We start from the raw sequence: 13,042 nt of genomic DNA on the forward strand, positions 1-13,042 counted from the left end.
TCACCAAACCGTAGGTCTGAATTAACCGTTACTAGGATTTCGGACCGGAAGCCTGAACCTCCGACTTCCATTGCACCGCTACACCATTGGTGTAGCGCGCATCTACCCGACTGACTTCTTCCGACCGGGATTCCAGCCGGGTCTGATATACCGCTATAAAGCGATTAAAACGCTGCTCTACCTGATCCCTGCCCAGCACGACCTGAATTCCGTTCGCCAGCTCCAGCGTCCACGCACCCCGCTTTTCGAGTGCAAGCCCGGCAAATAACAGTCCGTGACTCACCAGCTTTTCGTTCATGCTCTGGGCCATTTCGATCACTTCCCGCACACGTCCATCCGGTCCGGACAGACGAGGCAATTTACCCGCAACCTCTGGATTTGGCGGTGTAAACAGTTCGCCGGTGCGACTCACCAGACGGCCATCGGTCCAGTACGCCAAAGGCTTTTTCTCGCGAATGTCGATAACCAGCCGCCCCGGCCACACCCGCCGAACCGCCGCAGATGCCACCCATGGCCGACGTTCCAGCCCGGCCTTGATCTCCGACAGATCGGTGGAGAAGTAACTCTTGCCAATCCACTCCGACGCCGCCCGCTCAATCGCACCCTGGTTATCACCGACAAATTCGCCTTTTACATCCACCGCAATAATCTGCTGATCCATGGCTCCCAGGACTTTGCTGGTCCCCCAGGGCACCATCGCAGCCAGCATGACAATGGCCGCCCCCATACCAACCTGCAGCCAGGGTACAGACGCAAGCACCGCCTTGAGCACGCCAAACCGGTCCCGCTCAGGGCCGAGGGAAGTCGCCCCCCGACGCCGCGGGGGCTCGGACGGAATCGCCCGGCTCCGGATCAGCAATGTTTCAAGCATCCGCATCCTCCAGGGTGTCACGGAGAATCCTCACCACCAGCTCCTCAAAGCCGATACCCGCTGCGCGAGCAGCCATCGGCACCAGGCTGTGATCGGTCATACCCGGCACGGTGTTGACTTCCAGCAGCCAGAAATCACCGTCCTGGTCCTGCATCACATCCACTCGCCCCCAAGTCCGGCAGCCAACAACGCGAAAGGCGTCGAGGGCTAGCTGCTGCAGGCGGATTTCGTCCTCCGGCGCCAGGCCGCAGGGAACCCGGTAGTTGGTGTCGTCTGCCAGGTATTTCGCCTCGTAGTCGTAAAACACGTGATCTGTACTCGCTCGCAGGCCGATCGCGGGCAACGCCCGATCCTGCAACAGACTGACCGTGAACTCGGGCCCTTCGATCCATTCTTCGACCAGAACTTGCGCATCCAACTGCTCGGCTTCACGGTAGGCGTCTGCCAGCTCCTGGGCCGTCTGCACCTTTCGGATCCCGATACTCGATCCCTCGCGCGCAGGCTTCACACTCAGCGGCGGCTTCAGCTCACTGATGATCTGGACGGCTTCGTCTTCGCTCTGCATGGTTCGGAACCGCGGGGTCGGCAGTCCGCAGCCCTCGAACACGTACTTGGTTCTCAGTTTGTCCATCGCCAAGGCAGATGCCAGCATCTCACTCCCGGTGTAGGGAATACCGGCCTGGGACAGGATCGCCTGCAACGTACCATCCTCGCCGCCGCGCCCGTGCAGGGCTATAAAGACCCGATCGAACTCAGGGCTTTCCACGGTCTTGAGCAAGCAGCCACGAACATCGACGGCATACGCATCCACGCCCGCTGACTGCAGTGCTGCCAGGACCGCCTGACCACTTTTCAGGGACACCTCCCTTTCGGCGGAGTCACCACCCATGAACACCGCCACGCGTCCCAACGCTCGAACAAGGTCCGGAGACGCCTGATAAGCACGAATGTCGGAATGATGGTTATCAGTCACTTGCGATTACTCCTGCCGCGGCAAGTCGCGCCGCAACGCCGCCAATATCTCCGGCTCCCTGGGTTATCAACAGGTCACCATCCTGCAATGCACTGGCCACGAGACTTTCAATCTCGTTGTTGTCTTCAACAAAGACCGGCTCGATCTTGCCTCGCTGCCGAATGCTACGGCAAAGGGCCCGTCCATCAGCGCCAGGGATTGCGGGTTCACCGGCGGAATAGACATCCATAAGCAGAAGCCCGTCAACCTCCGACAGCACCCGAACGAAATCCTCGTAGAGATCACGGGTACGGGTATAGCGGTGCGGCTGGTAAAGCATCACCAGACGCCGCCCCGGCCAGGCATCCCGGGCAGCTCGGATAACGGCTTCCACCTCCGTGGGGTGATGGCCATAGTCATCCACCAGGGTAATGTTGCCCTTCGAGGTCTGGTAATCACCGTAAATCTGGAACCGGCGACCAACGCCAGCAAAACCAGCCAACCCCTGGCAGATAGCCTCATCAGCGACACCTTCATCGGTAGCCACGGCGATGGCCGCCAGCGCGTTCAGCACGTTATGGCGACCCGGCATTTTCAGCTCGACCTCGAGATCACTGCGACCACCCGGGCGCTTAACCACAAATCGGGTGCGCAGGCCGTCGGACTCGATGTCGGTAGCCCGGTAGTCAGCCTCGTCGTTCTCAATACCGTAGGTAATGATGGCGCGAGAAATCCTCGGAATAATTTCGCGGACGTACGCATCGTCAACACACATCACCGCCACTCCGTAAAAAGGCAGGTTGTGAAGGAAGTCGACAAATGTCTGCTTCAGTTTCTCGACATCGCCGCCGTAGGTATCCATGTGATCGGCTTCGATGTTGGTCACCACGGAGATCACTGGCGTCAGATGCAGGAACGACGCATCACTTTCGTCGGCCTCTGCCACCAGATACCGGGAACCACCCAGTTTCGCGTTGGTCCCGGCGCTATTGAGCTTCCCGCCAATAACAAAGGTCGGATCCAGGCCAGCTTCACCCAGAACCGAGGCAATGAGACTGGTGGTGGTGGTTTTGCCATGGGTTCCGGCAACCGCGATACCGTGGCGATACCGCATTATCTCCGCCAGCATCTCAGCACGGGGAACAATGGGCACGCGGCGACTGCGGGCCGACGCAACTTCGGGGTTATCAGAGGAGACCGCCGATGACACAACGACCACATCCGCCCGGGCGCTGTTTTCTTCCCGATGACCGATCTGCACCACAACACCCATGGCTTTGAGTCGCTCGGTGACCGCTCCCTCTTTGATGTCGGAGCCCGACACTTCGTATCCCTGGTTCTTCAGGACTTCGGCAATACCACTCATTCCGGCGCCGCCGATACCCACGAAGTGGATATTGCGGATCCTGCGCATTTCCGGGACCTGGTAGACCAGCGGCGGGTTGTTTGCATCAGCCATTGGCGGCCTCCAGACAGTAATTCACGACTCTCTCCGTTGCATCCGGGCGCGCGAGTGTTCTCGCCGCCTTCGCCATATTCGTTACCCGGCCACGATCCCCCGAGAGATCGGCCAGGGTTTGGGCCAACACCGGAGGTGTCAGCTGGGTTTGTGGAATCAGGATGGCCGCGCCAGCTTCCACCATTTGCTGGCCATTCCGGGTTTGATGGTCATCCACGGCATGGGGAAACGGCACCAGCAACGCACCGATACCAGCGGCGCATAGTTCAGACACTGTCAATGCTCCGGATCTGCAAAGCACCAGATCAGCCCACTGGTAGGCCTCTGCCATATCCTTGATAAAAGGCTCTACGCTGGCCTCAACGCCCTGCTGCGCATAGGCAGCTCTGGCGGCCTCCAGATTTTTCTCGCCACACTGGTGACGTACCTTCGGCCGCTCATTCTCCGGCAACTGGGCCAGCGCTTCAGGTAGCTGCTGGTTAAACACCTGAGCCCCCAGGCTGCCTCCCACCACCAACAAGCGAAGCGGTCCCTGACGGTCCGCCAACCTTCCTTCCGGATCCGGCAAGGTCGCCAAATCCTGTCGAACGGGATTGCCGGTGCAACGGGTGACGACGTCAGGACCAAAGCTACCGGGAAATGCTTCCAGAACGTTCTCGGCGAAACGCACCAGAATGCGGTTCGTCATCCCCGCAATGGCGTTCTGCTCGTGAATAACCAGCGGCGTCCTATTTAACCAGGCAGCGACACCACCGGGACCGGTCACAAACCCGCCCATACCAACAACGCAATCAGGCCGGACCTGCCGGATGACCGTAAACGCTTCACCGAGCGCCCGCATCAACCGGAACGGAGCCATCAATAAAGCCAGCTTGCCCTTACCGCGCAGACCGGAAATATGGATTAGCGACAGCGGAATACCGGTATCAGCGATCAACCGCTCTTCCATACCGCCACTGGCGCCAAGCCAGAACACCTCGTGCCCCTGAGCTTCCAGCGCCCGCGCGGTCGCCAGTGCCGGGAATACGTGACCGCCAGTACCGCCCGCCATCATCAGAAACCGCAGAGGCCTAGTCATAAGACGCACCTCCTCTGGGTCCTGTCCCGGACTTTTCCCGGGCCAACCGTTCCTGGTCCAGGCGCTCCATTTCCACCCGCGCCAGAATGCCGATGGACGCGCACATGATCATCAGGCTGGAGCCACCATAACTGACCAGTGGCAGCGTCAAGCCCTTGGTCGGCAACAGGCCCGTACTCACGGCGATATTGATGGTGGCCTGAAGTCCGATCAGCAGCGTGATGCCATAAGCGAAGCACGCCCCAAAAGGCATATTGGCTTTTTCTGCACGGCGGGCGATGACAAATCCACTCACCACCAGCAACGTAAACAGACCCAACACGGTCAGCGAACCCAGCAGGCCAAACTCCTCGGCAATAATGGCGAAAATGAAATCTGTATGCGCCTCCGGCAGATAGAACAATTTCTGGATGGAATTGCCGAGGCCGACTCCACCCCATTCACCCCGACCAAACGCGATCAATGACTGGGTAAGCTGATAGCCACTGTCGAACTGGTCTTTCCATGGGTCCAGATAGCTGACCACCCGTTTCAATCGGTAGGGCTGGGTCACAACCAGCAAACCACCGAGCACGACAAGTACAACAATAAGGGGCACAAACCGGGTCAACCTCACGCCACTCAGGAAGATCATTCCAGCAGAGGCCGTCACCAGAACCACCGTGGCACCAAAATCCGGCTGAATAACCAGAAGTACCGACGCAATTCCCAACACCACGAGCGGCTTTAGAAATCCCGGCCAGGTGTTCAGCAACTCATCTCGTCGACGAACCACGTAACTGGCCAGATAGGCGATCAGACAAAGCTTTGCCACCTCTGATACCTGCACGTTGAAAAGCCCGAACGGAATCCAGCGAGTGGAGCCGTTCACCGTGCGACCAAGAGGCGTCAATACCAGCACCAGTACCAGAAGCCCAATCCCGAGGAGCAGCCAGCCGCTCCGCTCCCACCAACCAACCGGGACATTAACCGTCACCAGTGCCGTCACGCAGCCGAGCCCGGCGAACAGCAGCTGCCGGATGACATAGTGATAGCTGTTCCCCACCGTTTCCGAGGCCATATCCATCGAGGCGGAGGAGATCATGATGACGCCCATCACCAGCAAGGCGACAGCACTGATAATCAGCGTCGGCAAAGGCTGGATTTCCCCAAGCCAGCGATTATGATTCGGCATAGCGATTCCAGTACTCATCGCAAGGCCTCCACCAGTTCCCGGAACTGATCACCCCGATCGCCATAATCACGGAACATGTCAAAACTGGCGCAAGCGGGCGAAAGCAACACGCGGTCTCCCGCCTTGGCGTCGCCCGCAGCCATTGTGACCGCCTGCGCCAGATCCTTTGCATAACGGACTGGCACGCCAGCCCCCACCGCGTCGGCAATCTTTGCAGCATCACGTCCGAAGACAATGATGGATCGGCAGTGCACAACGGCAGGTGCCTGCAATGGGGCAAAATCTGCCCCCTTGCCGTCGCCGCCAGCGATGAGGACAACCTTGCCTTTGACCGGAACCAAGCTATCAATCGCGGCAACCGTTGCGCCGACATTTGTGCCCTTGGAATCGTTGATGTAATCCACGTCTTTGAAACGGCGAACAAATTCACACCGGTGTGGCAGCCCGGTGAACGCCCTGGCCACATCCAGCATGACTGCCATGGGCAAACCAACAGCATGTCCGAGTGCCAGTGCCGCCATCACATTGCTGATGTTGTGGCGCCCCATCAATTTCAATTCACTCGCCAGCAACAAGTTGTCGAATCCAAAGGTAATCCAGGTTCCCTCGTCGTCATCACGGGTACTGAAGGTATCCGGATTGACACGATGGAAACCAAAGCAAAGGAAACGCAGTGTGTCACGGGCCATTGGCGTACTCAGGGCGTCATCAAGATTTACCACGGCAGTTCGACAACCCCGGAAAATCCGTTGCTTGGCCTGGAAGTACGCCATCTTGTTCGGGTAACGATCCATGTGGTCGTCACTGACGTTCAATACAGTCGCGGCCTCGGCGTTCAGCTCTGCCGTTGTCTCAAGCTGAAAACTGGAAAGCTCGAGCACGTAAAGATCCGCGCCGCGCTCCAGCAGGTCCAGGGCCGGTGTGCCAATGTTGCCACCGACTTCCACCTTGCGTCCGGACGCCTTCGCCATCTCCCCCAGAAGCGTCGTCACCGTGGTTTTCCCATTGGATCCGGTAATGGCAACAATGGGTGCGTCAGCCGCTTCGGTGAACAGATCAATGTCGCCCCGGATGCTGGCACCCCGCTCCTTCGCTGCGGCAATCGCCGGATCTGAAATCGGGATGCCCGGGCTCACGATCAGCTCGTTAAAGCCTGCAAACAGCTCCGCATCAAACGCTCCGAGATACACCGGGACGTCTGGCCACTCTGTTTTCAGCGCGTCGAGCCCGGGGGGCATCTCGCGGCTATCGGCCACCGCAATATCCCGGCCCAGACCGGACAGATAGCGCACGCAGGAAAGCCCGGTTTTACCGAGCCCTACGACCAATGTGCGACGATCTGAAACGATGACACTCATATCCGAAGCTTCACCTTATCGAATCTTGAGGCTGGCCAGCCCAATCAACACCAGCACAACGGTGACAACCCAGAACCGCACGATGACTCGTGGCTCCGGCCAACCCTTCAACTCAAAATGATGATGAAGGGGCGCCATGCGGAAAATACGGCGCCCGGTCAGGCGGAATGAACCGACCTGCAGGATGACCGAGACCGTTTCCATGACGAACACACCGCCCATGATGAACAACACGATTTCCTGACGGACAATGACGGCTACAACACCGAGGGCCGCGCCCAGCGCCAGCGCACCCACATCCCCCATAAAAACCTGCGCCGGGTAGGTGTTAAACCAGAGGAACCCGAGCCCGGCGCCCACAATTGCGCCACAGAAAACAATCAGCTCACCGGTTCCGGGCAAGTGGGGAATCAGCAGGTAATTCGCAAACTGTGCATGGCCTGAGACATAGGCAAAAATTGCCAGTGCACCGGCAACCATGACTGTGGGCATTATGGCGAGCCCATCGAGGCCATCGGTGAGGTTCACCGCGTTACTGCTGCCCACAATCACGAAGTAACTCAGCAGGATGAACACCACCGGTCCCAGCGTCAGTGACGCCTCTTTGATAAACGGAAGGTAAAGCGACGTCTCCTGGGGCAGCGACGCGCTGAAGTACAGAGCAATCGCGGCTCCCGCCCCAATGACGGACTGCCAGAAATACTTCCAGCGTGCAGGCAACCCTCGGGGGTTCCGCTCGACAACCTTCCGGTAATCATCGACCCAGCCGATAGCGCCAAAGAGCATGGTGACCAGGATGGTGACCCAGACATAGCGATTGCTCAGATCGGCCCAGAGCAAAGTGCTGATTCCAATGGCTACCAGGATCAACGCCCCGCCCATGGTCGGTGTACCCGCCTTGCTCAGGTGCGTTTGGGGACCATCATCCCGCACCGCTTGACCGATCTGATACTGGCTGAGCTTCCGGATCATGAACGGACCAATCAGCAGTGAAATCAGCAGTGCCGTCAGCGTGCCGAGGATGCCCCGCAACGTCAGGTACTGGAACACCGTCAGAGCGGAGAAGTATTGCGATAGAACCTCTGTCAGCCAGAGCAGCATGAGTTATTCACCTTTTCCTGTATTCCCTCCACCACGTGCTCCATGGCAGAACTTCGAGAACCTTTCACCAGCACCGTCATCGGCAACTTATTTGAGCTGATAATCGCTTCGACTGCGTCTTCATGAGCCTGGAACATTTCTGTTTCCGGCCCGAACCCCCTGGCGTATCCATCACACCCCGGGCCGACGGTTATCAACCGATCAATCTTCTCGTCACGTGCGCAACGCCCGACTTTCTCGTGTAACTCCATCGCGGTCGCGCCCAACTCAGCCATGGCTCCGAAAACCGCGATTCGTTCTCCCGGCTTTCCCGATAAAACCCGCACTGCGGCCATCATCGACGCCGGGTTTGCGTTGTAACTGTCGTCAATCACCGTGATATCGGGCGTCACCTGCACGCTTTGCAGGCGGCCCCGGACCGGAATCACGGAAGCCAGTCCATCAACAATGTTCTGGTCGGTAGCCCCCAGTTGCCGGGTGGCTGCCACCGCCAACAGGGCGTTAGTAATGTTGTGATCGCCCTCAAGCGCCAACGCGATCCTGCAGGTCCAACCAGCCGGCCCCGTGACCGTAAATTCCAACCCGGCACCATTGGTACTTTGCACCTCAGCGGTGTATGTCGCTCCGGACGAACCCTGGCGACTGACACTGGCCACCGGTCGACTTCCTGCTCGCGCCTTCCACTGATCAAAGGCGGGATCATCCCGGTTGAGAACCACCAGTCCCTGCTCCGAAACTCCCTCAATGATTTCGCCTTTTGCCCGGACGATGTTCTCGTAACTGCCGAACCCTTCGAGGTGGGCAGTTCCAGCATTAGTGAGAATCGCCACCTCCGGGCGGGTAATTTCCACGGTATGAGCAATCTCCCCCAGACCGCTGGCGCCCAACTCAATCGCCCCGAACCGATGCTTCGGCGAGAGCCTGAACAGCGTTAGAGGCACACCGATGTGATTGTTCAAGTTGCCACTCGTTGCCAGGGTCTCACCCATTTGCATCAGGATCGCTGCGGTCATTTCCCTGACCGTCGTTTTCCCACTACTACCCGTAACAGCGACCAGTCGAGCATGACTTTCCCGACGATTACCGGCAGCCAGCTGAGCGAGCGCCTCGACGGTGTCTGCCACGACCAGCTGCGGGAAATCCAGCCCGGGCTCCGGCGTATCAACCACGGCCGCCAAGGCACCTTTTTCCTGCGCCATCTTAAGGAACCGGTGGCCATCAAAGTTTTCTCCACGAAGCGCCACAAACAGCTGCCCCTCGCCCAGGGTTCTCGTATCCGTCGATACCCCGGTAAATCTGAGCGAAGCCCAGCGCTCATCGCCAACGGACGCATTCATCCATCCGGCAGCTTCGGCCAGCGAAAAGGCGCGCATCATGCCACACCTCCATTCAGGTTCAGGCCAAGGCGTACCTGTTCGGAATCACTGAAATGAACCCTCTGGCCCGCTGCCTCCTGATAGGTCTCATGGCCTTTGCCGGCAATCAGGACCAGGTCGCTCTTGTCAGCCATTGAAATCGCCCGCTCAATCGCCTCCGCCCGGTCATGAATCAGAGCCACTGCCTCCGGCGAGGAGAAACCAGTGAATATGTCGGCCGCAATTGCCGGTGCGTCCTCATTACGGGGGTTATCATCGGTCACAATCACAACGTCAGCCCGGGATTCCGCTTCACGCGCCATTTCAGGTCGCTTACCCCGATCGCGATCCCCTCCGCAGCCAAATACACAGATCAACCTCCCACTGACGTGCGGCCGCAAGGCTGCCAGTGCGTTGGCGAGTGCATCCGGGGTATGGGCATAATCCACGACCACCCGTTTGCCAGTGGAGCCGGTGAATAGTTCAAGGCGCCCTGGGGGCGGAACAAGCTCTTTCACGGCCGCCTGAACCCGCTCCACCGGCACACCAAGGGTAAGCACGACGGCCATGGCAGCGAGCACATTGCTGGCGTTAAAGCTCCCCATCAGAGAAGACGCAATCTCGAACCCGCCCCACTGGCCATCGACTTCCGCACGGAAACCCTCGCCCGCCGGGGTGAACGACCGCAGCCAGAGCTCAGTCTGAGCCTCATGGAGGCTGTAACGTATCCGATCACACTTACCCTCCAACTGCTCAAACAGCTGGCGCCCGAATGGGTCATCAAAGTTGATCACTGAAAAGTGGAGGCCTTCGCGCGTAAACAGCTTTGCCTTCGCCTCACCATAGGCTTCCATGGAACCGTGGTAATCCAGGTGGTCCCGGGTCAGGTTGGTAAACACCGCACCGGTCATTTTCAGGTCGTCCACCCGACCCTGATCCAAGGCATGGGATGACACCTCCATCGCAGCAGCCCGTCCACCCTGGTTCAGAATCCGCCATAGAATGCGGTTTACCTGAACCACATCCGGCGTGGTATGTGAAGCTTCCTGCAATGCCCCCGGCATCCCGTAACCAATGGTGCCCAGAACACCGCATGGAGTCCCTGTTTCCTTCAAAAGCTGTGCGATGTATTGAGTTACCGACGTTTTCCCGTTTGTGCCGGTTACCCCGATCAATCGCATTCTCTGCGAAGGATGCTCAAAAAAGCGGTCGGCTATGGTTCCCAGCCAGCCACGTAAGCCAACCACGGGAACCACAAGGGCGCCACTGTACTCATGGCACTCTCCCGGTGACTCTGATTCCAGCAAGACCACCGTTGCGCCCGCTTTTACTGCGTCTTTCAAGTAGTGGTTGGAGGGCGTGTTACTCCCTGCCAGTGCCACAAAGGCATCGCCCCCAACAACCTCCCGGCTGTCCGTTCGCAGGCCATGAATCGTGACATCAAAAACCGAAGGTACGTCCACAATACCGTGTAACAACGTGCTGAGAGATGTGATGCACATAGCCTTACCCTCGCTCTCCAGGAACCTGACCAGGTGCTCCCACCTTGCCAACCTCCAACTCAGGCTTCACATTCAACAGTCGCAGAGCGTCACTCATGACCCTGGCAAATACCGGTGCGGCTACCTCACCGCCGTAGTATTCACCAGAGTGCGGCGCATCAACGGCCACAACCGTAACGATTCTCGGGTTATCAATGGGCGCCATACCAGCGAATATGGCTTTATACTCGCTGTCTTCGTATCCCTGCTTACCGACCAGGTGAACGGTACCGGTTTTCCCGCCAACCGAATAAAGCCCGGTCTTCGCCCGCGAGCCGGTACCATTAGTGACCACCTCGTGCAACATATTCCGGACCTCATGCGTCACCTTCTCAGAAATGACACGTTGCCCCTCCGGCTTATCGTCCAGCTTGAGCAGACTTAGCGGATATCGGATACCGCCATTCGCGATCACCATATAGGCCTGCGCAAGCTGCAATGCTGTAACGCTCAAACCATACCCATAGGAAAGCGTCGCCTCTTCAACCGGGCGCCACTTCGGGGGAGCGGGCAGTACACCGACCGCCTCACCCGGAAACCCGATACCCGTCGGCTGCCCGAGACCAACCCGGCTATACAGGTCGCGGATGACATCGCCGCCAATATCGGTCGCGATGCGGCTCATTCCTACGTTACTGGACTTGGCAATAATCTTGGTCAGATCCATGACGCCATAGTTCCGGTGGTCCCGAATGGTGAAACGACCAAAACGCCGATAACCCGGCGACGTATCGATGGTGCTGTTCACGTCGTATTTGCCTGTTTCCAGAGCAGCAGCCATCGTGATGGGTTTCATGGTGGAGCCCGGTTCAAAAAGATCCGTAATCGCCTTGTTCCTGAGATTCTCCGCAGCCAGCTGACTACGATCGTTCGGGTTGTATGACCCCTGATTCACCATGGCCAACACCTCACCGGTGTCGACATCCAGCATGACCAGCGTTCCGCCGTTGGCGTCGTGCGCGTTGACTACGGCTTTCAGTTCCCGGTATGCAAGGTACTGGAGACGAAGATCAATACTGAGATCCAGGTTACGACCGGGGCTGGCATCCCGAATCAGGCTGAGATCCTTGATGACGCGCCCCCGGTTGTCCTTTAGAACCCGCTTGCGCCCCGGCACACCGGACAGCCACTGGTTGTAGGTCAGCTCCATACCTTCCTGACCATACTCATCAATGTTGGTAAAGCCCACGATGTGAGCGGTTACTTCCCCAGCCGGGTAGTAACGACGGTACTCCTGACGCGCATAGATGCCATCGATATCGAGAGCCATCACCTTGCGAGCCAGGGAAGGCTGAACTTTGCGACGCAAGTAAATGAATTCACGTCCCGAGTATTCCCTGAGGCGATTTCTCAGTCCGGCTTCATTGACATCGAGTACCCGAGCGAGATTGCTCAGCCGGGCTTCCTCAGGATCCGCCTCGGACGGATTTGCCCAAATGGTTTGGACCGGCGTACTCACCGCCAAAGGCTCACCGTGGCGATCCGAGATAACACCCCGGTGGGCATCAATACTCTCCACCCGAATTGTCCGAACATCACCCTGTTTGCGCAGGAAATCGTTGTCGACGACCTGCAGATCCACCAACCGCCAGCCCAGAAGCGCAACGACCAGAAGAAAAACGCCCAGCACGCAGCCGAAGCGCCAGGCTTCAAGGCCCTGCGCCAGCATCTGCCTCCACGTTGTCTGTTTTCCCTGACCGGACAATGCATTCACCCTGACGGTTATTGTTTTCTATCCGCTGTTATTTACTGTGCCGTAACCGGTGACATCAGAGGCACCAGAACAATGTCCTGACGTCCGGGAACCACCATGTCAAAGCGCTCAGCCGCAAGCTTCTCCACGCGCCCGTGAGCACTCAGCGCGCTCTGCTCCAAAAGCAGCTGACTCCACTCACGCTGATAGCTGTCGCGCTGCCCCTGCAGATGGGATAAGGTGTTAAAAAGGCTTCTGTTTTCATAGGCTCCGGCAACCACGCCAATGGCCGAGGTCAAAAGCAGCACCGCCAGCACCAGTGACACCAGAACGTTGCGCTGCTTCGTCGCTTCAAAGACGCGACGCGAAATCCTGACAGCAGTCGCTACTCCGTCCCGGACTTTCTGCTTGCTGAGTCTCGCCGACCTGGTCGGTTGTTCGATGGCTACGGCGCCCATAC

11 protein-coding genes are annotated in these 13,042 nt (G+C 58.4%); all 11 read right to left on the reverse strand.

Annotated features, from left to right (window positions below; translation table 11 throughout):
• Positions 1-31 precede the first annotated feature (31 nt).
• The 11 genes from D777_RS10975 to ftsL all read right to left on the reverse strand — a co-directional run bounded on the left by D777_RS10975 (position 32) and on the right by ftsL (position 13,040).
• Complete coding sequence (locus D777_RS10975) at positions 32-871, reverse strand: cell division protein FtsQ/DivIB (protein WP_036131932.1); 840 nt, start codon at positions 869-871, stop codon at positions 32-34.
• Positions 864-1,844 (reverse strand): D-alanine--D-alanine ligase, encoded by a 981-nt coding sequence (locus D777_RS10980; RefSeq protein WP_036131934.1) that lies wholly within the window; start codon positions 1,842-1,844, stop codon positions 864-866. The genes D777_RS10975 and D777_RS10980 overlap by 8 nt, the downstream gene beginning before the upstream one ends.
• Positions 1,837-3,282 carry a UDP-N-acetylmuramate--L-alanine ligase gene (gene murC / locus D777_RS10985; protein WP_036131936.1) on the reverse strand — a complete coding sequence of 482 codons (1,446 nt, stop codon included), beginning with the start codon at positions 3,280-3,282 and terminating at the stop codon, positions 1,837-1,839. Before murC ends, D777_RS10980 begins: the two co-directional genes overlap by 8 nt.
• The gene (gene murG, locus D777_RS10990) at positions 3,275-4,360 is read right to left on the reverse strand and encodes an undecaprenyldiphospho-muramoylpentapeptide beta-N-acetylglucosaminyltransferase (RefSeq protein ID WP_036131938.1); all 1,086 of its coding nucleotides are present in this window, start codon (positions 4,358-4,360) and stop codon (positions 3,275-3,277) included. Before murG ends, murC begins: the two co-directional genes overlap by 8 nt.
• Positions 4,353-5,552, reverse strand: a complete 1,200-nt coding sequence (gene ftsW, locus D777_RS10995; protein WP_036131940.1) for a putative lipid II flippase FtsW — start codon at positions 5,550-5,552, stop codon at positions 4,353-4,355. Before ftsW ends, murG begins: the two co-directional genes overlap by 8 nt.
• Entirely contained in the window at positions 5,549-6,892 is a 1,344-nt protein-coding gene (murD, locus tag D777_RS11000) for a UDP-N-acetylmuramoyl-L-alanine--D-glutamate ligase (protein ID WP_036131942.1), read from the reverse strand. Before murD ends, ftsW begins: the two co-directional genes overlap by 4 nt.
• A 15-nt stretch (positions 6,893-6,907) precedes the next feature.
• Positions 6,908-7,993, reverse strand: a complete 1,086-nt coding sequence (mraY, locus tag D777_RS11005) for a phospho-N-acetylmuramoyl-pentapeptide-transferase (protein WP_036131944.1) — start codon at positions 7,991-7,993, stop codon at positions 6,908-6,910.
• Positions 7,978-9,369, reverse strand: coding sequence for a UDP-N-acetylmuramoyl-tripeptide--D-alanyl-D-alanine ligase (locus D777_RS11010; protein ID WP_036131946.1), 1,392 nt, complete (start codon positions 9,367-9,369; stop codon positions 7,978-7,980). The genes mraY and D777_RS11010 overlap by 16 nt, the downstream gene beginning before the upstream one ends.
• Complete coding sequence (locus tag D777_RS11015; RefSeq protein ID WP_036131947.1) at positions 9,366-10,850, reverse strand: UDP-N-acetylmuramoyl-L-alanyl-D-glutamate--2,6-diaminopimelate ligase; 1,485 nt, start codon at positions 10,848-10,850, stop codon at positions 9,366-9,368. The genes D777_RS11010 and D777_RS11015 overlap by 4 nt, the downstream gene beginning before the upstream one ends.
• A gap of 4 nt (positions 10,851-10,854) precedes the next feature.
• On the reverse strand, positions 10,855-12,558 hold the full coding sequence (locus tag D777_RS11020; RefSeq protein ID WP_051669068.1) for a peptidoglycan D,D-transpeptidase FtsI family protein: 1,704 nt from the start codon (positions 12,556-12,558) through the stop codon (positions 10,855-10,857).
• A gap of 77 nt (positions 12,559-12,635) precedes the next feature.
• Positions 12,636-13,040, reverse strand: a complete 405-nt coding sequence (gene ftsL, locus D777_RS11025; RefSeq protein ID WP_036131950.1) for a cell division protein FtsL — start codon at positions 13,038-13,040, stop codon at positions 12,636-12,638.
• Positions 13,041-13,042 lie beyond the last annotated feature (2 nt).

The organism is Marinobacter nitratireducens, from assembly GCF_000708045.1.
In the GTDB taxonomy this organism is placed as follows: domain Bacteria; phylum Pseudomonadota; class Gammaproteobacteria; order Pseudomonadales; family Oleiphilaceae; genus Marinobacter; species Marinobacter nitratireducens.